The 23,782-nt window shown below is 71.5% G+C and carries 21 protein-coding genes and 2 pseudogenes; 7 read left to right on the forward strand and 16 right to left on the reverse strand.

Features of this window, described 5'->3' with window-relative positions; all coding sequences use genetic code 11:
* Nucleotides 1-134: 134 nt before the first annotated feature.
* The 12 genes and pseudogenes from B5557_RS43070 to B5557_RS23145 form a co-directional block, all read right to left on the reverse strand.
* A pseudogene (locus B5557_RS43070) lies at nt 135-507 on the reverse strand (site-specific integrase); the annotation flags it as partial.
* A 113-nt stretch (nt 508-620) separates the two neighbouring features.
* Nucleotides 621-1,064 (reverse strand): PIN domain-containing protein, encoded by a 444-nt coding sequence (locus tag B5557_RS23095; RefSeq protein ID WP_079661261.1) that lies wholly within the window; start codon nt 1,062-1,064, stop codon nt 621-623.
* Nucleotides 1,061-1,327: a CopG family transcriptional regulator gene (locus tag B5557_RS23100; protein WP_079661262.1), complete on the reverse strand. Its 267-nt coding sequence runs from the start codon at nt 1,325-1,327 to the stop codon at nt 1,061-1,063. The genes B5557_RS23095 and B5557_RS23100 overlap by 4 nt, the downstream gene beginning before the upstream one ends.
* Nucleotides 1,328-1,618: 291 nt before the next feature.
* Nucleotides 1,619-1,699 (reverse strand): annotated as a pseudogene (locus B5557_RS44510) (DUF2587 domain-containing protein); the annotation flags it as partial.
* A gap of 95 nt (nt 1,700-1,794) precedes the next feature.
* On the reverse strand, nt 1,795-4,662 hold the full coding sequence (locus B5557_RS23105) for an FtsX-like permease family protein (RefSeq protein WP_079661263.1): 2,868 nt from the start codon (nt 4,660-4,662) through the stop codon (nt 1,795-1,797).
* Entirely contained in the window at nt 4,659-5,396 is a 738-nt protein-coding gene (locus B5557_RS23110) for an ABC transporter ATP-binding protein (RefSeq protein ID WP_079661264.1), read from the reverse strand. Before B5557_RS23110 ends, B5557_RS23105 begins: the two co-directional genes overlap by 4 nt.
* A 210-nt stretch (nt 5,397-5,606) precedes the next feature.
* Complete coding sequence (locus B5557_RS23115; RefSeq protein WP_079661265.1) at nt 5,607-6,263, reverse strand: PadR family transcriptional regulator; 657 nt, start codon at nt 6,261-6,263, stop codon at nt 5,607-5,609.
* A gap of 96 nt (nt 6,264-6,359) precedes the next feature.
* Entirely contained in the window at nt 6,360-7,061 is a 702-nt protein-coding gene (locus B5557_RS43830; protein WP_143688217.1) for a hypothetical protein, read from the reverse strand.
* A 641-nt stretch (nt 7,062-7,702) separates the two neighbouring features.
* The gene (locus tag B5557_RS23130; protein ID WP_231976006.1) at nt 7,703-8,098 is read right to left on the reverse strand and encodes a DUF5958 family protein; all 396 of its coding nucleotides are present in this window, start codon (nt 8,096-8,098) and stop codon (nt 7,703-7,705) included.
* A 45-nt stretch (nt 8,099-8,143) separates the two neighbouring features.
* Complete coding sequence (locus B5557_RS23135) at nt 8,144-8,473, reverse strand: hypothetical protein (protein WP_079661268.1); 330 nt, start codon at nt 8,471-8,473, stop codon at nt 8,144-8,146.
* 212 nt (nt 8,474-8,685) lie between these two features.
* Nucleotides 8,686-9,051, reverse strand: coding sequence for a hypothetical protein (locus tag B5557_RS23140; RefSeq protein WP_173877720.1), 366 nt, complete (start codon nt 9,049-9,051; stop codon nt 8,686-8,688).
* A gap of 405 nt (nt 9,052-9,456) precedes the next feature.
* Nucleotides 9,457-10,065, reverse strand: a complete 609-nt coding sequence (locus tag B5557_RS23145; protein ID WP_079661270.1) for a hypothetical protein — start codon at nt 10,063-10,065, stop codon at nt 9,457-9,459.
* 251 nt (nt 10,066-10,316) lie between these two features.
* On the opposite strand from B5557_RS23145, the gene B5557_RS45295 reads away from it, so the two are divergent.
* The 6 genes from B5557_RS45295 (at nt 10,317) to B5557_RS23175 (ending at nt 17,758) form a co-directional block, all read left to right on the forward strand.
* The gene (locus B5557_RS45295; RefSeq protein ID WP_079661271.1) at nt 10,317-10,685 is read left to right on the forward strand and encodes a hypothetical protein; all 369 of its coding nucleotides are present in this window, start codon (nt 10,317-10,319) and stop codon (nt 10,683-10,685) included.
* Complete coding sequence (locus B5557_RS23155) at nt 10,606-11,481, forward strand: DUF2797 domain-containing protein (RefSeq protein WP_079661272.1); 876 nt, start codon at nt 10,606-10,608, stop codon at nt 11,479-11,481. The genes B5557_RS45295 and B5557_RS23155 overlap by 80 nt, the downstream gene beginning before the upstream one ends.
* Before the next feature lie 196 nt (nt 11,482-11,677).
* A complete protein-coding gene (locus tag B5557_RS23160) occupies nt 11,678-12,418 on the forward strand; it encodes a response regulator transcription factor (protein WP_231976007.1) in 741 nt (246 codons plus the stop codon).
* The gene (locus B5557_RS23165) at nt 12,415-14,037 is read left to right on the forward strand and encodes a sensor histidine kinase (protein WP_079661274.1); all 1,623 of its coding nucleotides are present in this window, start codon (nt 12,415-12,417) and stop codon (nt 14,035-14,037) included. The genes B5557_RS23160 and B5557_RS23165 overlap by 4 nt, the downstream gene beginning before the upstream one ends.
* Before the next feature lie 14 nt (nt 14,038-14,051).
* Nucleotides 14,052-15,509, forward strand: coding sequence for a bifunctional glycosyltransferase family 2/GtrA family protein (locus B5557_RS23170; RefSeq protein WP_079661275.1), 1,458 nt, complete (start codon nt 14,052-14,054; stop codon nt 15,507-15,509).
* Nucleotides 15,506-17,758: an ArnT family glycosyltransferase gene (locus B5557_RS23175; protein ID WP_079661276.1), complete on the forward strand. Its 2,253-nt coding sequence runs from the start codon at nt 15,506-15,508 to the stop codon at nt 17,756-17,758. The genes B5557_RS23170 and B5557_RS23175 overlap by 4 nt, the downstream gene beginning before the upstream one ends.
* A gap of 70 nt (nt 17,759-17,828) precedes the next feature.
* On the opposite strand, the gene helR is transcribed toward B5557_RS23175, so the two are convergent.
* Together helR and B5557_RS23185 are read right to left on the reverse strand one after the other, a co-directional pair.
* Entirely contained in the window at nt 17,829-20,015 is a 2,187-nt protein-coding gene (helR, locus tag B5557_RS23180) for an RNA polymerase recycling motor ATPase HelR (protein WP_079661277.1), read from the reverse strand.
* Between the two features lie 75 nt (nt 20,016-20,090).
* A complete protein-coding gene (locus B5557_RS23185; RefSeq protein WP_079661278.1) occupies nt 20,091-21,353 on the reverse strand; it encodes a glycosyltransferase in 1,263 nt (420 codons plus the stop codon).
* Between the two features lie 154 nt (nt 21,354-21,507).
* Between B5557_RS23185 and B5557_RS23190 the strand changes: the two genes are divergently transcribed.
* Nucleotides 21,508-22,272, forward strand: a complete 765-nt coding sequence (locus B5557_RS23190; RefSeq protein ID WP_173877721.1) for a TetR/AcrR family transcriptional regulator — start codon at nt 21,508-21,510, stop codon at nt 22,270-22,272.
* A 102-nt stretch (nt 22,273-22,374) separates the two neighbouring features.
* Here B5557_RS23190 and B5557_RS23195 read toward each other — a convergent pair whose 3' ends face one another.
* A complete protein-coding gene (locus B5557_RS23195; protein ID WP_079661279.1) occupies nt 22,375-22,845 on the reverse strand; it encodes a PPOX class F420-dependent oxidoreductase in 471 nt (156 codons plus the stop codon).
* Nucleotides 22,846-22,932: 87 nt separating this feature from the next.
* Nucleotides 22,933-23,754, reverse strand: a complete 822-nt coding sequence (locus B5557_RS23200; protein WP_079661280.1) for a YceI family protein — start codon at nt 23,752-23,754, stop codon at nt 22,933-22,935.
* Between the last annotated feature and the right edge of the window lie 28 nt (nt 23,755-23,782).

The following is a 23,782-nucleotide window of genomic DNA, read 5'->3' on the forward strand; positions in this document are numbered from 1 at the left end:
GGGATGAAGGGCCCTCGGCGTCTCACTAGCCGACCCACTCATCCCTGAAAGGGAAGCCAGGTGAGGTCGGCTCATGTACAACGAGCCGATGCCTGGGCGGTTACGGCCATTGCGGGAAAGAAGGTGTGCGGGGTTCAGGATTCGCCGCCCATCGCTGCGGACAGCTTGCCGAGCGCGGCGCGCACCTCCTCCTCGCTCGCCTCTGCGTAGACCTCCATCGTCATGGCGATCTGGGAGTGGCGGAGGATGCGCTGAGCCACCTTCGGGTGGACCTTGAGCGCGAAAGCTGCACGTGTGCCGGGTGTTCCGCAGCGGGATCACGCGGAGGCCGGCGCGGCGGGCCCGCAGGGCGAACATGCGGGTCAGGTTCCCCGGCTCGATGGGCGTCCCGTACTTCGTGGTGAAGACCAGGCCGCGGGTGTCCTGTCAGAGCTACCCGGCCGCCTTCCGGTCTCCCGTCTGCTGAGCGTGGCGCATGCGGAGCGCCTTGAGACAGAACGCGGCGAGCCCTCAGCCCGCTGTTCCCGGGCGATGGCGGACGCCCGTCCTGCACCTGCTTCGTCGTGGGCGGCACACAAGCCCCTTGCAGGAACGGGTACTTGACCGCCGAGGGTCCTGAGTCAGAGGGGAAGGTCGTCGGGGAGCACCCGGAACGCCTTATAGCGGCCCAACGGGCGTACGGCCCGGAAGTCTCGTCGGTCGAGGGTCAGGATCGCGTCCGTGTCGTAGTCGGCGGCAAGGGCCACGTTCACCGCGTCGGCGAGGTCGAGGTCCAGCGCGCGGTAGCGGACACGGACGGACTGGGCGGCGCCCAGGTGGTCCTCCGTGATCTCCGGCATGACGACACGACCCCGGCTCATCCAGCGCCGCAGGTCGTCGACCGCGCTGAGGGCAGCCTCCCTGCCGAGCTCACGCGTCGCCACGTGGTCCAGTTCGGCCAGCAGGAGCGGGGACATGACCAACAGGCCCGCCGCCATGATCGCCTCGTTCGCCGCCCGGTGTTCCGGATGAGCCGAGTCCAGGGCCGCCAGAAGGCCGGACGTATCGGCGATGACAATGATCACGCGGCGGATCCGGAACCCGAGCCGGTCTCACGCCGGACGGCCTCGGCGACGGTGTCGCGGACCTCCGACTTGGACAGCGTATGGCCCGGCCCCTCGAAGGTGCGTGAGAACAGCGGCTCGTCCCAGACCCGGTTCGCCATGGCTGCAAGGTGGATGCCCTGGCGGATGATCTCGGCCTCGCTTATACCTCGGCGCTTGGCGGCCTCCTTGATGATGGCCAGGTCCTCGGGATCGGCGTAGACGTTGGTGCGCTTCATGGGCATGTACCAAAGGTAGTCCATGTACCGGATTGATGTATCAGCGGCGGTTGCCAAGGTGTCGACCGGGCTCGGCCCTTTCTACGCGTCGAGTTCTCGCGGCGGCAATCGGCGGCGCACCAGTACGCGGCGTACGACACGATCTCGTACGGTCGCCCCCTCAGCCACGCAACCGGACCGGGCGCGCCGTCAGGCGGAGTGGGAACAGCAGGAGGCGGAGCGCGATGCCGTCATCGCTCAGTTGCGAGAGCTGAGGCGGCAGGAGTACGGCTGGGACAGAAGGTGTCCCTAGTTAGTGCCGCCGAGCGCCATCCCGTCCTGGCCCACGATGAGGACCTGGGGGCTCTCCTGCGCCCTGTCATGCCTCGGCATCTCCATGCCGCCATTCTCTCGCACGCATGCTTTCCCACACGGTGTGCCCCTGGACGAGGGTGATCCGCCCTCGTCCAGGGGCACGGTCCGGCAACGGAGGCTCAGTGCGCGGCGCGGCGGGCCAGCGCCCCGCGCGAGCGGGTCACCAGCGCGGCCAGCAAGGCGGCGCCGAGGGGCACGGCCACCAAGAGGGCGGCGAGCGTCTCCCAGGGGACGACGATCGGCACGTACGGCGGGGCGTCACCGCCGCCGCCCCAGCCATTGTCGAGAGCCTCCTGGTAGAAGCGCATCTGCTCGCGCTCCTCGGTGAGCCGCAGCCCGACCGCGGGCAGGACACCGGCCGCCGAGCCGAGGACCACACCCATCGCGGCGACCACACCGCACTGGAAGCCGCTGAGCGTGCGGCGCACCCGCGGCGGGGCGCCGACCGCGGCGAGCGTCTTGAGATCGGCCTCCGCGTCGGCCTGGGCGAGACCGGTGGCGATGCCGGCCGCACCGATGGTGACCAGGCCGGCGAAGACGGTCAGCGCGAGCAGGACGAGCCCGTTCTCGTCGACCCAGCCCTGCTCCACGGTCAGCTCGACGTTGCTGCCGAGCTTGGCGATCTCGGCGTCGAGCTTCTGCCGCTCCTCCGTGCTGGGCATCCGGTCGGTGCTGAAGAAGGCGCCGAGGGGGACGGTGGTCAGCCCGGCGGCCTTGGCGGCGGCGGGGCTGAGCACGCTCTGCAGTCCGTAGGCGTCGGGCGAGCCGGCCACCTGGTAGGCGGGGAAGGACTTCAGCTCGCCCGGGACCGGCTTGTTCTGCTCGGCGGCGCGGTCGGCGGCCTTCAGGTCGGTGATCAGCTTGATGCCGACGGTGCCGTTCCTGTCGACCTGGGGCTTGTGGAAGCTGAGGAGCTTTCCGTGGGCGAGGGCCTTGGCCGCGCCCGGGTCGTCGATGCCGAGGACCTTCAGGAGCGGGGCGTCGGCGATGAGGAGACCGCCCTCGACGTAGACGCCGTTGCCGTCGCGCGAGAGGCAGCGCCAGTCCTTGGCGAGCGCGCGCCGCTGCTCCTTGGTGTACTTCTGCGCCGGGTCGGAGCCGTCGGGGGTGCTGACCCACAGCGGGCACTCGTTGGCCGGCGGGGTGACGACCTCGAAGCGGCCACAGCCCTCGCCCTCGCCATACGGGGCGCAGCCGGGCTTGCCGACGGCGATCCGGAACACGTCGGCGCGGACGTCGACGGGCAGCGTCCGCTGCACGGCGTCGCGGACCTCGGGGACGTCCCGGCCGCCCTCCTCGGTGACGAGCGCGGCGACGGCCCCGTGCGGCAGGCTGGCCCGGTACTCGGCCAGACTCTGGGCGTCGCTGCTCGCGGCGTACGTCGAGACGGCGACGGTGCCCGCGACGGCAGCCAGGACGGCGGCGACAGCGGGTGCCGTACGGCCCCGGTTGCGGACGGCGTCCCGCAGGGCGAGGCGCGGCGAGAGCGGCAGCCAGCGGCCGGCCCGGCCGAACAGGCCGACCAGGGCGGGCGTCATGGCGACCACACCCAGCTCGGCGATGGCCGAGCCACCCGCGACCAGGACGAACTGGTCGGAGACGACCGAGCCGTACAGGGCGATGGCCGCGCCGAGCAGGACGGCGCCGAGGCCGATCAGCGGCAGCACGCGGTTGCTGCGGCGCACGCCGCGACGGCCGGTGAGGGAGGCCAGGACGGTCTGCCGGGAGGCGGTGACGGCCGGGACGATCGCGGAGAGCAGGCCGGTGAGGACGGCGAGCGCGGCGATGGCGAGCAGTTCCAGCGGCTTTACGGTGAAGCCGCCGAACCGCTGCCCCATGTAGTCCTCGATGAGCGGCCGGAGGGCGAAGGTCAGGATCAGGGCGAGGACCGTGCCGACCAGGGCCGCCGCGACGCCGATGACGAGGCCGCCGCTCAGCATGATGGCCCGGATGTGGCTACGGGCACCGCCGTTGGCGCCGACGAGGCCCAGCTGGCGGCGGGAACGACGGGCACCGACGGCGAAGGCGGGACCGGCGAGCAGGCAGATCTCCAGCATCGCCAGGCCGACGACCGTGCCCACGGCGGCGAGCGCGGCGGCGTCGGCGGCCCCGCTGCTCTCGTAGTTGGCCCAGCCTTCCTTCTGGTAGAGCGGCACCTCGGAGTCGGCGGGCGGGTCGAGGGCCACGGCGCGCGAGGTGACCAGGACACCCTTGGCGTTGATCGCCTGGACCGTGTTCCACGTGAAACCACCGGACTTCTTCACCAGGTAGGTGGTGGAGACGTCGGGCTTCGGCAGTCCGGCCTTCTCGACCGCCTTGGCGTACGGCGCGAGGAAGGCCCCCGGCAGGGCGTTTACCTGCTGTGCCGTGAGGTCGTTGGGCAGCTCGTACGAGCCGCTGATCACATAGGTGCGGTCGAAGCCGCGGGCGGTGAGGGTGGAGCCGACGGACAGCCCGCTGCTCTCCAGGAACCGGGTGGTCGCGGCGATCTCGTCGTTCTTCTCGGGGAAGCGGCCCTCCTGCAGCCGCATGATGCCCCGGGCGACGGGATCGGCGGCGGCCAGCTCACGGACCTCGGCCTGGAGCAGACCGTGCCTGGTGGTCAGCTTGGCGCTGCCCCCGCTGTCGGTCAGCACCGTCGAACCGGCCGGGATGGTCTTGGTGACATCGGTCGGGCCGTCGGGCCAGGATTTGCCCGGCGAGTCGTAGTCCCCGGCCGGGGTGTGCTGCTCGCCGCTGGGGTCCTGCAGGATGGCCACGCCGCCTGTCCGGGCGTCGGAGAAGCGAGCGTCGGCGGCACCCAGGGTGCGCTCCATCTGCTGCGCGGGGGTGAGTTCGGCGCTGCGCACGGTCAGCTCCAGGGCGCTCACGCCCAGGATCGGCAGCGCGATCATGGCGAGGACGAGGAAGCTGCGGCCCTTGGAGCGCCAGGCGTCACGGCGGGCGATGCGGACCGCGGCCCGCCAGGAGTGGAACCAGGTCGTCACCGCTGGGCCGCCCGGCCGGTCAGGAGCGACTCGGCGTCGCTGCGTAGGGTCTGGTCGACGACGGCGCCGTCCCGCAGGAAGACGACCCGGTCGGCCCAGGCGGCGAACCGCGGCTCGTGGGTGACCATGATGCCGGCGGCTCCGGCGTCGCAGCGGGAGCGCAGCAGGGCCAGCACGGACTCGCCGGTCTCGGAGTCGAGGGCGCCGGTGGGCTCGTCGGCGAGGACGAGCCGGCGGTCGCCGATGAGGGCGCGGGCGATGGCCACGCGCTGCTGCTGGCCGCCGGACATCTCGTCGGGGAACCGGTCGGCGAGATGGCCGAGGTCCATCTCGGCGAGGGCGGCGAGGGCCTCGGTGCGGGCCTTGCGGGCCGATATGCCGTCCAGTTCGCGGGGCAGGGCCACGTTCTCGGCGGCGGTGAGGGCCGGGATGAGGTTGTAGTCCTGGAAGACGTAGCCGATGCTGCGGCGGCGCAGGGCGGCGAGCCCCTTGATGCCGAGGGCAGTGACGTCGGTGCCCTCGACGAAGACCTGCCCGGAGGTGGGGGTGTCGAGGCCGCCGGCAATGGTGAGCAGGGTGGACTTGCCGGAGCCCGACGGGCCCATGACGGCGACGAGTTCACCGGGGTGGACGTCGAGGTCGATGCCGCGCAGGGCGTGCACCTCGGTGGCGCCGGAGCCGTGGACGCGGGTCAGGTTCTGCAGACGCAGCACGGGCTGCTGCTGTGTGGACATGGTTCCCCCTCGGGCGTACGCCGACGAACGGCCGGACGTCGGTGCGATGGACGGTCGTCGGCGGCGCCGTGCGTACGTATGGGTCTGGTCGGGTGGTTCGGAGTCTTCGGGTGGTACGGGTGGATCCGGTGGGTCGGGTGGAGCCGGTGGACTCGGTCGGCCCTGTGGATCCGGTCGTTCGGGTGCTCAGGGCCGGTCGAAGGGCGGACATCACGGGCGGTGGCGTGCGGCCTCCTCTGCCCCGGCCCCCGCCCGCGCCCCCATCCCCGTCGCTCCCGCTGCCGCCCCCGGCGAGGCCGGCTCCGGCCCCGCCGCCGGGGCGGTCGACGAGAGACGGATCAGCCGGGACTCGCAGTGGTCGAGCCAGCGCGCCTCGGCCTCGGTCTGGAAGATCAGCTGCTCCAGGACGAGGAGCCAGGCGATGTCGTCCCGCTCCCGGACCCCGTTCTTCTCCACGGCGGTGAGGGCCTGCGCCTTCAGCCGGGTGTAGTCCTGCATGGCCTTCACGGTGTGCCGGCGCTGGGACTGGATGACGTCACGGATGTCGACCCCGGGCGCCCCGACGGCCATGGCCAGCTTGATGGCCAGCTCGTCACGGGCCGGGCTGGTGCGGTCAACGGGGTTCTCGAACCAACTGCGCAGTTCGACGCGACCGCTGTCGGTGATCGCGTAGAGCGGGTGGCCGGCCTTGTCCTCGCCGTCCTGCACGACCATGCCGTCGCGTTCGAGCCGGCTGAGCGTCGTGTAGACCTGCCCCACGTTGAGCGGCCAGGTGGAGCCGGTGCGGGACTCGAACTCCGTACGGAGCTGTGAGCCGTAGCGCGGGCCGCGTTCGAGGAGGGCGAGAAGCCCGTGGCGGATTGACATACCGAGTATGTATACCGAGTAAGTCCGCGTGGACAAGCGTCCTGAGGCGGACGCCGGAGGTCCTACTCAAGGGGGACCCAGGCCGTCGCGAGCCGCTCAGCGGCGGCGCATCCGCACCCCGAGGAAGCCGATGCCGAGGCCCACCAGAGCCAGCCCCACGCCCAGTGTGAGCACGGGAATCCGCCGGTCGGAGAGGTCGAGGGGGGCCTTGGTGCCGGTCCGGTGAGCGGCCGCCGGCAGCTCCGCGGGCGAGCTCTCGGCGGCCGGGGCGTCCGTCTCGGGTACCGCCTCGCCCCCCTCGTCCGACTCCTCGGCGGGCTCCTCCTCTGTTGCCGTTTTGGTACGAGCGGGCTTCACCGGGCTCGTGGAGGACGGCGAGCCGGAGGGGTCGGCCGGTCGGCCGGGCCGCTCCCGGCCCTCCCCCGCCGGCCGCCCCGCGAGGGAGGCGGAGTCGCTGGGCGCGGGCGCGTCGGGCGGCCCCGACGGCTCGGGGGCCGCCGGACGGGCGGCTCCGGAGGAAGGCGACGCCGACGGGGCGGACGGGCGATCGGGCGGGGTGGGTGCGGCGGTCGTGGCCGCGGAACCGTTCGGAGCGGAACCGTTCGGAGCGGGGGCGTGAGCGGGCGGTGCGGGGGAGGCCGTCGCCGTGGCCGGGCGCGAGGGGGCCGGCGGGCGCGGGACGGACGGGATGGTGGGCGGCCCGGAGGGGTGCCTCACGGCGGCGGCCTCCGGCCCGAAGGCGCCCGCGCTCCGCACGGCGTGGGGCGCGCCCTCGCCCTCGTGCGCATCGAGGCCCAAGGAGTCCTCAACCCGCAGCAGGATGCTTGATGCGCGCCACTGCATCCGAAAGCCGCCATGTGTTCAGTCGCGACGGCCTCACTCGGCTGCCGTTCGAGTCGGAGCCACTCGCGGTCTCTGGCAGCCAACCGGAGGCCCTGATCTCCCCCATCCCTGCGTCGTGCCCATAGCGTGCCCTTCAGAGCGGACAACCACGGTCAACAACGGTGCAACCAGTCCCTCACACCTGCCGCCTGACAACGAATTTGCCCAGGTCAGAGGCCCTACCTCTACGCAAGCGCCGTCGCTTCCCAAGCTGAGGGCTCGCACCGTCGTCACGGGCCGGCCGTCGCGGCTTGCTCTGCTCGACGCACCGATAGCGTGGCTGAGGCAGGTAGGGGTGCAGCGAGCACACGCGTGCGTGGTCGGTCGGCGCATCCGCCGTCATGGCTGACTTTCGTCGGCTGAGGTTCAGACGGGGGCGCATCGAGGGTGCCGGCCGTCAGTCGACTGCGGCAAAGCTGGGCCGTCCCTGGGCCGTCCGAGGCCGGTCAACAGTGGCCAATGACGACCAACGACGACCACCAGGCGCAAGATTCCACCGCCCTTGACCAGCAAAAGCCCAGCTCACCAAGATCTCCGGCAAGCCCCAGGGCAAGAAGTCACCTTAGGTTGCATCCCTCAGCGGGCAAGTTGTGCCACTCGTGACCGCACCCATCGGCACAATGCAGCGTCCGCCTGCGGGTGTCCGCGATGCTGAAGAGGGCAACGAGCAAGCGGAAGGACTTGGTGAGTTCATAGGCCGGAAGCCCTGCCATCCCGAAGCGCCACTTCGTGAGCATCACCGCAGGCGTGTGAGTGGGACGAATACCAGAACGCGCAATGCTCTCCGGCACATCGTCCTCGCAGGCGCGGGCCTGCCCGCAGAACAGCACCAGTGCGTGCAAGACCTTGCGTCGGTCATCCTCCGAGAGGCCCTCGAACCACTCGACCCCCTCGGCCACCGGTCTGAGCCCCTGCGCGAGTTCGTTCAGGACCACCTCGTGCGCGTACAACACCGGCCACCTCCCCTGAGATACGAACGTCGACGATTCCCCGGCTGTTCAGCGCGAAGGCGTGAAGCCGACGGACTGGTCGAGGTGGAACACGGGGCCCGGAGCCGTCGGAGTCCACCCCTCATGCAGGGCGAGCCGTACCGCCATGGCGACACCGGACGGCAGTACAGGCTCGGCCTCTCGACCCATCCAGTTGCTCGGATGCGGCTGGTCGGTGGTGACCACGAGCGTCATACCTGGGGTGTCGGCATGCTCGACCGCGAACGTGCACGGCGACCAGGCCAAGCCCTGAAGGTACGTCGGCCGGCCCCGCAGCCGCCAGCGGTAGGCCGTGCCGTCGACAACGATCCGTCGTGCCCCCTTGCGGACCAACGCCATGACTCCCCCTCCAACAGCGAAGATGCTAGCGAGCCCGGCCCCACCGTCCGTCTCAGTTGCCGTCTCATACAGCGCCGTTCAAGGCCGTTCAGACCGGGCCGAAGCTGGCAGCCGCTCTCACGACCGGCCGCCCACGAACACAGGTGAACGGCCCCGTCCGCAGCCCCCATAACCACCAACACAGTTGGAAAGCGTGTGGGCGGTGCAGAGCTTCAGCAGGTGTCCTGCCGCGCCGCGCCCGGTGGGGTCTGTCGGACGCCGGTGCACGCCACCAGCGTGTTGCCGTCCTCGGCGAGGAACAGCATGAAGACCCACGATCCGTCGGCAGTCGTGATCTGGCTCAGTCGCACCGGTCGGCCGTATAGGTCGAGGCGTTGCACGGCCCGCGCCAAGCCGGAAGTCTCGATGCCTTTCCGAATGGTGTGACGGAGCCGACGCCCGTAGATCATCGCGAGTGACTTGGCTGACGTCGTGCCGTCCCAGACAACGTGAGAAGCGCCGGCGCGGAGGGCAGACAGGGCGGCCGAGGACGTCTCGTCGCCACCGCCCAGCAGCCGTTCGAGCTGTTCCCGCTCCATGACCTCACCCCCCGGGTCGGGATCCTGCTGTACAGCAACGAAGTACAGCAACCCCAGCAACCGCCAGCAACCGCCAGCAACCGCCAGCGACCGACACCGGCCCGCACGACCCTCCCCGCAGCCTGTATGACTGCCAATGACCGATCTCTGTAGAGCTACGGATCAGAAGGTTGCAGGTTCGAATCCTGCCGAGTGCACACAGGTCAAAGGCCCCGGAGAGATCCGGGGCCTTTGGCGTTTTGGCGTGGTGCAGAGGAGAAGCGCGGCGGCCGCGATCTGGGGGTGCCGGAGGGTGCGCTGTGCTGCCTTCGGGTGGGCCTTGAGGGCCATGGGCAGCGAGTTGCACGTGTGCCGGTGTTTCCGAGGCGGGATCGTGCGGAGGCCGGCTCGGTGAGGATCAGCGGGTCACTGTTGTGCTGCTGTGGGGCGGCAGTCGTTCCACAGGGCGGCGAGGCGGGACGGGATCCGGGGGATGGCGGCGCATCCCTGAGGGTCGGCGGGGAAACCGTCGCTGGCGAGGTAGGTCCAATCGGCGCCGGGGCGGTCGACGAAGTACTTCATCGCGGCTCCGTCGTCCTGCAGGGCTACCTGCTCCGCCTGCGTGCTGCCGGGAGTGAGCTGGAAGCGGGTTCCGGCGTAGAGGATCCCGTCGCAACTGCCGTAGTAGAAGGTGCCCTTGACCGGGGCGATGTGGGTGAGGGGCGGTTGGGCCTGGGCGCGGTAGGCCGCCGTGACGCTCGCCTTGATGGTGGGTGATGCCGGCAGCGACCTGCAGCCGTCGGCCTTGGCCGGGGAGCCGGCGGTTGTCCGCCCGGCCGAGCCGCCCGCCGAGCCGCCCGCTGATCCGGACGTCGACGCGGACGCCGGGGCCGATACAGAGGGCGGTTGCGCTGTGGTCGGAGGGCTGCTGTGGGCAGTGGTGCTGTTCGGTGTGCAGCTCGTCAGCAGGGTCGCTGCCGCAGCGGCCGTGATCAGAGCGGCACCGCGGGACAGGAATCGGTTTCCGCGTACCATTTCGAACCATCCTCTCTGGTACGTCCAGACAGGCCCGAGATGGCGTACTTCGGATACGTTCTCCCGGTCTTGTACGTCAAGACGCTGGGCCATGCGCCGCGGTTTCACTGCCTCCGCTTCGGCTCGGGCCACTCGACGGAGGCGCCACGATTCCGACTGAGCCCTGTGCACACAGGTCAAGGGCCCCGGAGAGATCCGGGGCCCTTGGTGTTCACGAAGGGCACACCGTCGCCGGCTGGACGGGCGTCGGGATCGCGACCGTCGGGACCGCCGTGGCGGGGGTGGGGGTGTGTGCCGTGTTCGCCGTGCTGATCGTCGGTGGGCTCGCTGTCGTGGGCGTGAGCGCTCTGGTCACCTGGGGGCTGCATCTCACCGGGTGGGGCAAGCCGCCGGGGGTGCGGCCCCGGGCGGAGTGGGGGATGCGGGTGCGGGACCCGGGCGCTCGGGGCGGTCATCCGGGGTGTGTCGGGTGCCGGCTCGCCGGGCGCGTGCCCATGGGCGAGGGGGCGTTGTCAGTGCCTGGGCCTACCGTTGCGGGTGATGGGACAGGCATGGAAGTGCGCGGGGCTGAGGTGGTCGACGGAGGGGCCCGTGCTGATGTGGGACGGGGGGCGTCGTAGCCCGCTGTCCTGGGGGAAACGGGTGGCCTTCGGGGTCGCGGAGGGGGGTGTACGGCGGTGTGTCGGGGCCCGTGGGCATGCGTGTCCCAGGGGAGTGGTCGTGTCGGGGCGGAGCACGGGCGGCCGGTGCGAGGAGTGCGGGCGGCTGGACCGGGCGCACTCCGTCGCGGCGGACCGGGTCGCCGACGATCCGCGGCCGTACCGGGTGTACCTGGCCTGGTTCGGTCCGGGGCTCGTCAAGGTCGGGATCACGGGCGTGGAGCGGGGGTCGGTGCGGCTGCTGGAGCAGGGGGCGGTCTGCTTCACATGGCTCGGCGTCGGACCGTTGATGGCCGCCCGGCGCACCGAGGAGCTGCTGCGGGCGGCGCTGCGGGTGCCCGACCGGATTCCGTACGCGCAGAAGCGGGCGGTGCGTGCCGCGCTGCCCGACACGGAGGAGGAACGGGCGCGTGAGATAAGGGAGGTGTACGAGCAGGCAGTGGAACTGGGTGGCTGGCCCGAGTCGTTGGAACGTGCGCTGTGCCAACCCGTGGATCATGTGCGGGCGTTCGGGCTTGTCGAGGCACCGGCCGCTCTCGGCGAGGTGAGCGAGCTCGTCGCCGGGGGCTCGGTGAGCGGGGAGCTGGTGGCGGCCGCCGGGCCCGATCTGCACCTGGCCGCCCCGGGCGGGGTGGTCGTCCTCGACACGCGGTTGCTGCGGGGGTGGGAGCTGGTTCCGGTGGGGAGCGGTGAAGTCGCCTTTCCCGTACGTCACTTCGACGTCGGCATGGGGCACCTTCAGGACGGACTGTTCTGAGGGCGCGCGGGGGTGCCGGCCCGCGGGGTGCGGAAGACCGTGGGGCCGGAGGGCGTGCCGTCCCTTCGGTGTGAGGGCCGGGTCGGGGTGGGGCGTGCGGCTCCCAGGTGTTGCCTGAGAGGTCCCTGTGCGTTTCTCAGTGAAATCACAGACAAGTGAAAGAGTGCTCTCAGGGGGCCCCGACAAGGTGTCCACCATGACCACGACCTCGCCCCAGGGGCGCACCGAACTGCTGAGGCCGGACGGGAGCCCCGTCCGAGTGCTTGTGGTGGACGACGAGATGTCGATCACCGAGCTGCTGTCCATGGCCCTGCGCTATGAGGGATGGCAGATCCGGAGCGCCGGTGACGGCACGGGCGCGATCCAGACCGCCCGTGAGTTCCGGCCCGACGCCGTCGTCCTGGACATGATGCTGCCGGACATGGACGGGCTGACGGTCCTGGGGCGACTGCGGCGTGACCTGCCGGACGTTCCGGTGCTGTTCCTCACGGCCAAGGACGCCGTCGAGGACCGTATCGCCGGGCTCACCGCCGGCGGTGACGACTACGTCACCAAGCCGTTCAGCCTGGAAGAGGTCGTGGCCCGGCTGCGGGGGCTGATCCGCCGTTCCGGCGCCGCCGACCGGCGCTCCGAGGCCGTGCTCGTCGTCGGGGACCTCACCCTCGACGAGGACAGCCACGAGGTCTCGCGGGCCGGGGACAACATCCATCTGACCGCCACCGAGTTCGAGCTGCTGCGCTACCTGATGCGCAACCCGCGGCGCGTGCTCAGCAAGGCGCAGATACTCGACCGCGTGTGGTCGTACGACTTCGGCGGCCAGGCCAACGTCGTCGAGCTGTACATCTCCTATCTGCGGCGCAAGATAGACGCGGGGCGGGAGCCGATGATCCACACCCGGCGTGGCGCCGGGTACCTGATCAAGCCCGCTGTGTCATGAGCGGGCGACGACGGCCGCGTGCGCAGAAGAGACGAGCGGGAAAACCGCGCACCCTGCGGACGCGGCTCGTCGTCGTGTCCGTGACCCTGATCGCCGTGATCTGCGCGCTGATCGGAACCGTCACCACCCTGGTGCTGCGGGATCACCTGTACGGCCAGCTCGACGGGCGACTGGGTGAGGTCGCGGCGCGTGCGGCGCCCCGCGGCGGGTTCGGAGGGCCGCCGGACCAGGCGAAGTACGGCGCCGTCACGCCCGGCCGGCAACAGGGCAAGGCGATGGTGACCGACCTCGCGCAGCTGGTCAAAGGCCCCCAGTCGGACAGCACCGTCGCGGCGAAGGTCGTCAACGGCACCATCACCGAGGCCGAGCGGGGTGTGAAGTCCACGGACTTCTCCATGGGCAGCAAGCCGCTCACCGAGGCCCAGAAGAAGGTGCTCAACTCCGTCTCCCAGGACGAGAAGACGCACACCGTGGAGCTCCCCGGGCTGGGCGACTACCGCGTCACGTACGCCAGCAACGACACCTCCAGCTACTACGTGGCCATCCCCACGGCGGAGGTCGACAACACCATCAACACCCTGATCCTCGTCGAGGTCAGCCTCACCGTCGCCGGTCTCATCGCGGCCGGTCTCGCGGGCACCGTGATGGTCGGTGTCGCCACCCGCCCCCTCCGCAAGGTCGCCGCCACCGCCACCCGGGTCTCCGAACTGCCCCTGCACACCGGCGAGGTCAACCTCAGCGAGCGGGTGCCCGAGACCGAGACCGACCCGCACACCGAGGTCGGGCAGGTCGGCGCCGCGCTCAACCGGATGCTGAACCACGTCCACGGCGCGCTGCACGCCCGCCAGGAGAGCGAGATGCGGGTCCGGCAGTTCGTCGCGGACGCCAGTCATGAACTCCGTACGCCGCTGGCGTCCATCCGCGGATACGCCGAGCTGACCCGGCGCGGACGGGAGGAGGTCGGGCCCGACACCCGGCACGCCCTCGGGCGGATCGAGTCCGAGGCCGGCCGGATGACCTTCCTCGTCGAGGACCTCCTCCTGCTCGCCCGTCTCGACGCCGGACGGCCGCTGCAGTTCGAGCAGACCGACCTCGTCCCCCTCGTCATCGACACCGTCAGCGACGCCCGTGCCGCCGGACGCGACCACGTCTGGCGGCTCGAACTGCCCGACGAGCCCGCCCTGGTGTCCGCGGACGCGGCCCGGCTGCAGCAGGTCCTCGTCAACCTGCTCGCCAACGCCCGTACGCACACCCCGCCCGGGACGACGGTCACCGCGCGTGTGCAACGGCGCGGGCCGTGGCTGTGCGTGGACGTCCAGGACAACGGCCAGGGCATTCCCGCCGACCTGCTTCCGCATGTCTTCGAACGGTTCGCGCGCGGCGACTCCTCGCGCTCCCGGGCCTCCGGCTCCACCGGCCTGGGGCTCGCCATCGTGCAGGCCGTCGCGACCGCGCACAGCGGCGCCGTCACCGTCGACAGCGGGCCCGGACGGACCGTGTTCACCGTGCACCTGCCGGCGCTCGGTCCCGCCGTGCCCCGGCCCGCCCCCGAAACGAACTGGCAACTCGACTCACAGGTCGAGCACAGTGCCACCACATGGGTGCGACAGGACGCCTGACGAGAGTCGATGACATGCGAACCGACTCTTCTCCCGGCACCCTGCCGGCGCGGGAGCACCTCCCGGCCGCCACAGCCGGTACGCCTGTCCTGGACGTAGTGATCCCCGTCTACAACGAGGAGACGGACCTCCAGCCGTGCGTCCGGAGACTGCACGACCACCTGACGCGTACGTTCCCCTACTCCTTCCGCATCACGATCGCGGACAACGCGTCGACCGACACCACTGCCCTGGTGGCGCGGCGGCTGGCGGAACGGATCCCGGAGGTGAGGAACTTCAGGCTCGATCAGAAGGGCCGCGGCCGAGCGCTGCGGACCGTCTGGTCGGCGTCGGAGGCCCCGATCCTCGCGTACATGGACGTGGACCTGTCCACCGACCTCAACGCGCTGCTGCCGCTGGTGGCGCCGCTGATCTCCGGCCACTCCGACCTGGCGATCGGCTCCCGGCTCGCCCATAGCTCCCGGGTGGTGCGCGGGCCGAAGCGGGAGTTCATCAGCCGCGCCTACAACCTGATCCTGCGCGGCTCGCTCCAGGCCCGCTTCTCGGACGCGCAGTGCGGGTTCAAGGCGATCCGGCGTGACGTCGCACAAGTTCTCCTTCCCTTGGTGGAAGACACCGGCTGGTTCTTCGACACTGAGATGCTGGTGCTCGCCGAGCGTGCCGGCCTCCGTATCCACGAGGTGCCGGTCGACTGGGTCGACGACCCGAACTCCACGGTGCACATCGTGAAGACGGCGACCGACGACCTGAAAGGGGTGTGGCGCGTGGGCAAGGCCCTGGCCACCGGTTCGCTGTCCCTCGACCGGCTCACCCGCCCGTTCGGCGACGATCCGCGCGACCGCGACATCCAGGACGTCCCCAAGGGCCTGGCCCGCCAGCTCGTCGGCTTCTGTGTCGTCGGCGGCCTGTCCACCCTCTTCTACCTGCTTCTCTACAGCGGCTTCCGCCAGTTCAGCGGCTCGCAGGTCGCCAACGCGCTGGCCCTGCTGGTGTCCGCGGTCGCCAACACCGCCGCCAACCGGCGTCTGACCTTCGGGGTGCGGGGCAGCGGCGGGGCCGTCAAGCACCAGGCGCAGGGCCTGGTCGTCTTCGGTATCGGACTCGCGCTGACCAGCGGCTCGCTCGCCGCACTGAACGCGGCGACGTCCCACCCCGCGCACTCCACCGAACTGGCGGTCCTCATCGCCGCCAACCTGGCGGCGACGGTGCTGCGCTTCCTGCTCTTCCGCGTCTGGGTCTTCTCCGACCGAGGGGACGGCGACGACCCGGCGGTCCAGGTGAGCCCCGCGGACCCGGCGAGCACCCCGACGACTCCGACGACCTCGACCACCCCGGTCGTCCCGCACGCCCCCTCGCACGGGCCCTCGTCTCCGACGTACCCGACTTCCTCGTCGTACCCGACCGCGTCCGCGTCCGCCATGCGGCTGAAACCGGTGCGCCCCCACGACACCGACCCGGGGGACGCCCGATGACCACCCACCTCGAACAGACGACCGCCTGGGATACGCCGCCGGCCACCGTGCCGGTCACCCCGCAGCACCCGGCCGTCCCGGCCCCCGAGTCGGGTGAGCCGAAGCAGCCCCTGCACCGCAGACTGTGGCGCGGCCGCCCCGAGGACCCCCGCTGGGCCCGGCCGGCCTTCCTCGGCCTGCTGGCCGCCACCCTCCTCCTCTACCTCTACAACCTGAGCGCCTCCGGCTACGCCAACTCGTTCTACTCGGCGGCCGTCCAGGCCGGCAGCCAGAGCTGGAAGGCCTTCTTCTTCGGCTCGCTGGACGCGGGCAACGCCATCACCGTCGACAAGCCCCCGGCCTCGCTGTGGCCGATGGCCCTGTCGGTCCGGATCTTCGGCCTGAACTCGTGGGCGATCCTCGCTCCCGAGGTGCTGATGGGCGTCGGCACGGTCGCCGTCGTCTACGCCTCCGTGCGCCGCCGGTTCAGCCCCGCGGCCGGTCTGATCGCCGGCACGGTCCTCGCGCTGACCCCGGTCGCCGCGCTGATGTTCCGGTTCAACAACCCGGACGCGATGCTGGCCCTGCTGATGGCCGTGGCCTGCTACTTCGTGGCCCGGGCGCTGGAGGACGGCCGGACGAAGTGGCTGGTGTGGACCGGTGCCGCGATCGGTTTCGCCTTCCTCGCCAAGACGCTCCAGGCCTTCCTCGTCCTCCCGCCGCTCGCGATCGTCTACGCGGTCTGCGCGCCGGTGTCGGTGAAGAAGCGGTTCGGACAGCTGGCCGCGGCCACCGCCGCGCTGGTCGTCTCCGGCGGCTGGTGGGTCGCGATCGTCGAGCTGTGGCCCGCCTCCTCCCGCCCGTACATCGGCGGCTCGCAGAACAACTCCTTCCTGGAGCTGACGTTCGGCTACAACGGCCTCGGCCGCCTCAACGGCGAGGAGACCGGCAGCGTCGGTGGCGGCGGTGGCGGCGGCAACACCGGCCAGTGGGGCGAGACCGGCTGGGACCGGATGTTCAACTCCGAGATCGGCGGCCAGATCTCCTGGCTGCTGCCGGCCGCGCTGGTCCTCCTGGTCGGCGGTCTGGTGGCCACCCGGACGTTCCGACGCACCTCGGTCACCCGCGGTCTGTTCCTCGTCTGGGGCGGCTCGCTGCTGATCACCATGGTCGTCTTCAGCTATATGGCGGGCATCTTCCACCAGTACTACACGGTGGCGCTCGCCCCCTACCTGGCGGCCGTGATCGGCATGGGCGCGGGTCTGCTCTGGGAGAAGCGGTCCGAGATCTGTGCCTCGATCACCCTCGCGGCCTCGGTCGTCGCGGCGGCTTCCTGGTCGTACGTCCTGCTCAACCGCGCCCCCGACTACCTGCCCTGGCTGAAGTGGCTGGTCCTGGTCGGCGGCCTGGTCGCCGCGCTCGGCCTGACCTTCGCGAGCCGGATCAACCGTCAGCTCGCCCTCGCGGCGGCCTCCGCGGGCCTGGTGGCCGCGCTGGCCGGACCGACGGCGTACACCCTCAGCACGCTGCAGGAGGGCCACACGGGCTCCATCGTGACGGCGGGTCCGGCCGGCGCGAGCATGATGGGCGGCGGCGGTCCGGGTGGCGGCGGCCGGGGCGGCTTCGGCGGCGGCATGGGTAGCGGCCAGAACCAGCAGGGCCAGCAGCGCCAGCAGGGCCAGCAGGGCCAGCAGAACGGCAACGGCAACACCCGGAACGGCAACGGCTTCCCCAGCGGCGGTCAGCTGGGCGGCGGTCGGACGGGTGGCGGCACGCCCGGCCAGAGCCAGCAGAACGGCAACGGCAGCACCCAGGGCCAGGGCCGGCAGGGCGGTATGCCCGGCGGCCAGACCGGTGACGGCGGCGGAGGCATGGGCGGCGGTGGCGGTGTCGGCGGTCTGCTCAACGGCGCGTCGGTCACCGACGAGGCCAAGAAGCTGCTGGAGACCGACTCCGGCGACTACACCTGGGCTGCGGCCGCGATCGGCGCCCAGAACGCCGCGAGCTACCAGCTCGCCACAAGCGACGCGGTGATGGCGATCGGCGGCTTCAACGGCACCGACCCGTCCCCGACGCTGGCGCAGTTCAAGCAGTACGTGGCCGACGGCAAGATCCACTACTTCATCGGCAGTGGCTCGGGCGGCGGCGGCATGGGCGGCAGCAGCAGCGGCACGTCCTCGCAGATCAGCGCCTGGGTCGAGGCCAACTTCAAGAAGGTGACGGTCGGTTCGGCCACCTTCTACGACCTGACGCAGAAGGCGAGCGGCTGACCCGCTCCGAGATCGGTTGAGGAAGGGCGGTGGCTCGATGCCACCGCCCTTCCTCAATGCCCCGGGACGCTCACGAACCGGTGAGAACGACAAGCCGCTGGGTCGCCCGGGTCATCGCGACATAGCGGTCCACCGCCCCTTCGATGCCCTCGCCGAACTCCTCCGGGTCGACGAGGACGACCAGGTCGAACTCGAGCCCCTTCGACAGTTCCGGGGTCAGCGACCGGACCCGGGACGACGTCGGCCGGAAGGACGGATCGCCGATGACGCAGGCGATCCCGTCGTCGTGCGCGGCGAGCCACGCGTCGAGGACCGAACCGAGCTCCGCGACGGATCCGTGGACGACGGGGACGCCACTGCTGCGCACGGACGTCGGCACGTTGGCGTCCGGGAGCGCGGCCCGGATGACCGGCTCGGCCTCCGCCATGATCTCCTCCGGCGTCCGGTAGTTGATGCTCAGGGAGGCCAGCTCGATCCGGTCGAAGCCGAGCCGCTCCAGCCGCTCCCGCCACGATTCCGTGAACCCGTGCCGGGCCTGCGCGCGGTCCCCGACGATGGTGAAGCTCCGCGACGGGCACCGCAGCAGCAGCATCTGCCACTCCGCGTCGGTGAGTTCCTGGGCCTCGTCGACGACGACGTGCGCGAACGGCCCGACGAGCAGATCCGGTTCGAGCGTGGGCAGTTCGGTCTCGTCGACCAGGCTGACCTGGGCGTCCTCGCCGCGCAACATCGACACCAGGCCTTCGCCGTCGTCACCGTCGGCGCCGGAGTTGGCGGTGGCCTCGATCAGGTTGTCGACGACCTGTGTCATGCGCTCGCGCTGGGCGGCGAGGATCGCCGCGTGCCGGCGTTTCTGCCGCGCCGTCTCCGGGTCGCCGAGCCGCTGCCGTGCCGCGTCCAGCAGCGGCAGGTCGGACACCGTCCAGGCCTGGGCGTCCGCGCGCTGGAGCCGCTGGACGTCGTCCCGGTCGAGCCAGGGCGCGCACATCCGCAGGTAGGCGGGCACGGTCCACAGGTCGGACACGAGGTCGGCCGCTTCGAGCAGCGGCCACGCCCGGTTGAAGGCGGTGAGCAGCTCCCGGTTCTGCAGCAGCGACTTGCGCAGCAGAGCGGGCGGGACGTCCTCGCCGTCGTGCCCCGTTTCGTGCTTGTCCATCAGGATCGTGAGCAGCTCCTCCCGGACCTGCTCACGTGCTTCGTTGTGCGGAGTGCCCGGTTCCGCCGCCTCGAATGCCACGGCCCAGTCGCCGGCGGTCAGCTGGACGTCGGACCAGTGGGTCGTGACCGTCATCCCCTCGGCGGGCGGCTCCTCGTAGAACCTGACGGCCTTCTCGATCGCCTTCACCAGCTGCGCGGACGACTTCAGGCGGGCCACCTCCGGGTCGGCCTCGACCGCGGCCGTGGCTCCCTCGGCGACGAGATCCCGCAGGGTGCAGGTCTGTACGCCCTCCTCGCCGAGGCTGGGCAGGACGTCGGCGACGTATCCCAGGTAGGGCCGGCTCGGGCCGACGAACAGCACGCCGCCCCGGCGGTGTCCGAGGCGCGGGTCGGAGTACAGGAGGTAGGCGGAGCGGTGCAGGGCGACGACGGTCTTGCCGGTGCCCGGACCGCCGTCCACGACGAGCGCGCCGCGGGATCCCGCGCGGATGACGGCGTCCTGGTCGGCCTGGATGGTGCCGAGCACGTCGCGCATCCGCGCCGACCGGTTGGTGCCCAGGCTGGCGATGAAGGCGGACTGGTCGTCGAGCGCGGCGTGCCCGGCGAACCCGTCCGAGGTGAAGACCTCGTCCCAGTAGTCGCTGATCCGGCCGCGGGCCCAGCGGTACCGGCGGCGGCTCGCCAGCCCCATGGGGTTGGCGTGGGTGGCCCCGAAGAACGGCTCGGCCGCCGGGGAACGCCAGTCGACCAGCAGCCGGCGGCCCTCGCTGTCGGTGAGGCCGAGCCGTCCGACGTACAGGGGCTCGCCGCTGTCGGCGTCGACCATGTGTCCGAGGCACAGGTCCAGGCCGAAGCGGCGCAGGGCGCGCAGTCGGCTGGTCAGCCGGTGGATCTCCGTGTCCCGGTCCATCGCGTGCCGGCCCATGCCGCCGGGCGCCCGGCGCTCGGCGTCGAGGCGGTCGGACAGCTCGGCGATCGCCTCGTCGAGGCACTGCGCGATGGCCGCGAAGTGCCGCTCGTCGTCGGAGACCAGCGCCGGGTCGGCCTTGGCGGAAAGACGGTCGGGAAGGTCGAACGCGCTGGTGGTCAGGGGGTTCACTTGATCAGCTCCGATAAGAGGTCGCATACGACCATGGCACGCGGGAAGAGGGCGTCCGGACGGGCGTGACCGACGTCACGCGGTCGCGGGCGGCCGGTCCCGGCCGTCCCGCCCGTCCCCGTCGCCCTGGCCGGCCGCGTCGAGCAGCAGCTTCGCGGCCACCGTCGCCCCGTCGGTGCGGATCGTGGCGGCCAGGGCGCTCGCGCGCACGCGGGTCTCGGGGTCCAGGGCCGTCTCGAGCGCGGCCGACAGGGACTCGACGGTCGGTGTCGGGTCGAGGTGTGCCGCGCCGATGCCCAGCTCGGCCACCCGCCTCGCCCAGTACGGCTGGTCGGCGATCCGGGGGACCACCAGCTGGGGTGCGCCGGCCCGGGCAGCCGTCGTCGTGGTGCCCGCGCCGCCGTGGTGCACGACGGCGGCCACCCGCGGGAACAGCGCCTGCTGGTTGACCTCGCCGACGACGAAGCAGTCGTCGCCGTCGTCGATCGGGGCCAGGCCCGCCCAGCCGCGGGCGAGGAGTACGCGCCGGCCGCGCGCCCGGGTCGCTTCGATGGCCACCCGGGCGATGTCCGTCGGGGCGTACGCGGCCATGCTGCCGAAGCCCACGTACACCGGTGGTTCGCCGGCCTCCAGGAACGCCTCCAGCTCCGCCGGGAGCGGACGGTCGTCGGGCAGGATCCACGCCCCGGTCTGCACCACGTCGAGGTCCGTCCTGCCCTGCGACGGCCACAGCGTCGCGTCCGCCGCCAGCCACGGCCGGCCGGTCAGGACATGGTCGCGGACGTTGTCCACCGGCGGCAGGCCGATCGCCGCCCGATGACTGTTGAGCGCCTCGCCGTACAACGCGTTCACCCGCTGGGCGTCCTGCTCCCACAGCACCCGGTTGTCGGTCTCGTCCTGCGGGGACGGCGTGCCCGGCCGCCGCCCCGGCGGGAAGTGCCGCGACGGCAGGCCCAAGGTGTGAAAGCACGCGAGGACGTAGGGGATGCCCAGCTTCTCGGCCACGTCCCGTGCGCCGGCCGGCATCAGGCCGGTCGCCAGCAGCGCGTCGCATCCCTCGGCCGCCGCGGTGAGCGTGGCGAACCGAGCGGCGACCAGCGCGGGAGCGAGCCGGAACGCGGCCTCCGCCGTCGGCGGCTTCGGTCCGGCAACCACCGACTTCACCGTCGGGCCGAGCGGCACCAGCGGCACGCCGACCCGCCCCAGCAGCGCGGCGAACTCCTCGTCCGGCGGCGCGCACACCCGCACCTCCGCGCCGAGCTCCCGCAACGCCACCGCCAGTCCCGCCAGCGGTTCGACATCCCCGCGCGATCCCCAAGTAGTCAACAGCACGCGCATTTCGCGACCCCCGTATTCCGCGGATTCCGGTCCAGGCCGGAGATTCTGCGGCACGACGGGGGCCTTGCCGCAAGCCCCCCGGTGCGCTATAAGTTGAGAGTGGCAAGGAGTGGGCAACCTCCTTGCCTCTGCTTTTTCCCGGAAGGGCCCTGCCATGGCCGAGACCGCCAAGGATGCCGCCCGGCACAGCGTGTGGCTGGAAGGCAAGGCGCGTCGGCATGGGCGGGGCGGGGGGCAGCCGTCCGGGCTCGACCTGGACCGGATCATCCAGACCACCGTGCGACTGCTGGACGCCGAGGGGCTGACCGGGTTCTCCATGCGGCGGCTGGCGGCCGACCTCAACGTGACCGCGATGTCCGTGTACTGGTACGTCGACACCAAGGACGACCTCCTCGAACTCGCCCTGGACAGCGTCTACGGCGAGCTGGAGGAACTGCCCGACCCACAGGACGAGAACGCGGACTGGCGCGAGCAACTGCGCACGCTGGCCACGGTGTACCGCGGGCTGCTGGTCCGCCACTCCTGGCTGTCCCCGCTCGCCGGCCGCTACCTCAACCTCGGCCCGAACTCCCTGCGCTTCTCCCGCACGGTCCAGCAGGTCGTGCTGCGCACCGGCCTGCCCGCGCACGGCATCACCGGCGCGATCTCGGCCGTCTTCCAGTTCGTGTACGGCTACGGCACGATCGAGGGCCACTTCATCGCGCGCGCCGCGGACACCGGTCTGAGCCCGGACGAGTACTTCCGGCACGCCCTGAGCGCGAGCGCCGAGGCTCCGCAGACCGCGGAGATCGTCGAGCAGTCCAGGGGGTTCATGGCGGCCCGCGGCGGCGACACGGTCGAGGAGATGATGGACCGCGACTTCACCTTCGCCCTGGACCTGCTGGTCGCGGGCATCGAGGCGATGGTGAAAAGGGGCTGACCAGGGCCTGAGGGACACGGCTGATCAGGCCCTATGACCAGTCCAGTTCCGGACTCGCCCGTACTCGCCTGTACTGGTGCTTACCGGTCCGTACCGGTCGGCCTAGTCCTCCTGGACCAGTCGCGCCGGGAAGCCGCCCGTCGCCACCGGTCCCCATCGCTCGGGCGTGACCCGGATGATCGACTTGCCCTGCTTCCGCATGGCCTCGCGGTACTCGTCCCAGTCGGGGTGCTCGCCGGCGATGTTGCGGTAGTACTCCACGAGCGGCTCCACGGAGTCCGGCGCGTCGACGACCTCGGCGGTGCCGTCGATCTGGACCCAGGGCCCGTTCCAGTCGTCGCTCAGCACGAGGACGCTGACCCGCTCGTCCCGCTTGGCGTTGCGGGTCTTGGCCCGCTCGGGGTAGGTGGAGACGACGATCCGCCCCGAGTCGTCGACCCCGCAGGTCAGCGGCGACGCCTGGGCGCTGCCGTCGGCGCGCCGGGTGAGCAGGATCGCGCGGTGCCGGGGGCGGACGAAGTCCAGCAGCTCGTCCAGGGAGACCTTGGTGTTCGTCGCGATGTTCGGTGCCATGGGCCCACCCTAGGCCGCGGGGCCCTTTTTTCGGCTGACCCTGCTGTGCCTACGTCTGGGCCGGGGTCCACTGGTCCCGTGGTCCCGCTACTGCTGCGGCAGGGCGTCTCCCTGCACCGCCTGGACGTCGAGTTCGACCTTCAGGGTGGTGCCGATGGCCGCGATGCCCGCCTGGACGACCTGGTTGTAGTCCATGGCGAAGTCCTCGCGCCGCAGTTCCGTGGTCGCCCGGAAGGCCGCCCGGGTACCGCCCCACGGGTCCGAGCCCGTGCCGAGGTAGGCCAGGTCCAGGTCCACCGGACGGGACACCCCGCGCATGGTCAGCTCGCCGTGGACGGTCCAGCGGTCCGGGCCGGCCGGGGTCAGACCGGTCGAGCGGTAGGTGAGCTGCGGGTACGTCTCGACGTCCAGGAAGTCCGCCGAGCGCAGGTGGGTGTCGCGCATGGCGTTGCCGGTGTCGATGGACGCCGCCCGGATCACCGTCTCCACCCGGGACTTGGCGACGTCGTCCGGGGCGATCTCGACGGACGCCGTGAAGTCCGTGAACCGGCCGCGCACGCTGGAGATGCCCAGGTGCTGGGCGACCGCGGCGACGGTCGAGTGCGCCGGGTCGACGGTCCAGGGGCCGGGCGGGGGCAGTTCCGTGCCGCCCTGCCGGGCCAGGGTCACGGTGCCGACCTCTGCCCGCCGGCTCGCCGTCACGATCGCGCTGGACGCCGTGGGCGCGTACCCGACGGCCGTGACGATCACCGTGTACGCCCCCGGGGCGAGCTCGGTCGTGTCCCGTACGGCTCCTTCCGCGTCGGCCTCGGCGCGGAGCACCTGGCCGCCCGCCATGTCGGTCACCGTGACGACCGCGTGCGACACGGCCCACCCGTCCCGCGTGCGGATCTTCGCGGTCAGTCCCATCTCACTTGCTCCTCAACTGCGACCGGCC

The organism is Streptomyces sp. 3214.6 (genome assembly GCF_900129855.1).
GTDB classification, from domain to species: domain Bacteria; phylum Actinomycetota; class Actinomycetes; order Streptomycetales; family Streptomycetaceae; genus Streptomyces; species Streptomyces soliscabiei.

Excerpts from the sequence above, each read along its gene's own strand:
- B5557_RS23100 (WP_079661262.1), bottom strand. The coding sequence starts at position 1,327 with ATGCCCATGAAGCGCACCAACGTCTACGCCGATCCCGAGGACCTGGCC.
- B5557_RS23110 (WP_079661264.1), bottom strand. The coding sequence starts at position 5,396 with ATGTCCACACAGCAGCAGCCCGTGCTGCGTCTGCAGAACCTGACCCGC.
- B5557_RS23115 (WP_079661265.1), bottom strand. The coding sequence starts at position 6,263 with ATGTCAATCCGCCACGGGCTTCTCGCCCTCCTCGAACGCGGCCCGCGC.
- B5557_RS23135 (WP_079661268.1), bottom strand. The coding sequence starts at position 8,473 with ATGGCGTTGGTCCGCAAGGGGGCACGACGGATCGTTGTCGACGGCACG.
- B5557_RS23140 (WP_173877720.1), bottom strand. The coding sequence starts at position 9,051 with ATGGAGCGGGAACAGCTCGAACGGCTGCTGGGCGGTGGCGACGAGACG.
- B5557_RS23145 (WP_079661270.1), bottom strand. The coding sequence starts at position 10,065 with ATGGTACGCGGAAACCGATTCCTGTCCCGCGGTGCCGCTCTGATCACG.
- B5557_RS23155 (WP_079661272.1), top strand. The coding sequence starts at position 10,606 with ATGGGACAGGCATGGAAGTGCGCGGGGCTGAGGTGGTCGACGGAGGGG.
- B5557_RS23160 (WP_231976007.1), top strand. The coding sequence starts at position 11,678 with ATGACCACGACCTCGCCCCAGGGGCGCACCGAACTGCTGAGGCCGGAC.
- B5557_RS23165 (WP_079661274.1), top strand. The coding sequence starts at position 12,415 with ATGAGCGGGCGACGACGGCCGCGTGCGCAGAAGAGACGAGCGGGAAAA.
- B5557_RS23170 (WP_079661275.1), top strand. The coding sequence starts at position 14,052 with ATGCGAACCGACTCTTCTCCCGGCACCCTGCCGGCGCGGGAGCACCTC.
- B5557_RS23175 (WP_079661276.1), top strand. The coding sequence starts at position 15,506 with ATGACCACCCACCTCGAACAGACGACCGCCTGGGATACGCCGCCGGCC.
- B5557_RS23185 (WP_079661278.1), bottom strand. The coding sequence starts at position 21,353 with ATGCGCGTGCTGTTGACTACTTGGGGATCGCGCGGGGATGTCGAACCG.
- B5557_RS23190 (WP_173877721.1), top strand. The coding sequence starts at position 21,508 with ATGGCCGAGACCGCCAAGGATGCCGCCCGGCACAGCGTGTGGCTGGAA.
- B5557_RS23195 (WP_079661279.1), bottom strand. The coding sequence starts at position 22,845 with ATGGCACCGAACATCGCGACGAACACCAAGGTCTCCCTGGACGAGCTG.
- B5557_RS23200 (WP_079661280.1), bottom strand. The coding sequence starts at position 23,754 with ATGGGACTGACCGCGAAGATCCGCACGCGGGACGGGTGGGCCGTGTCG.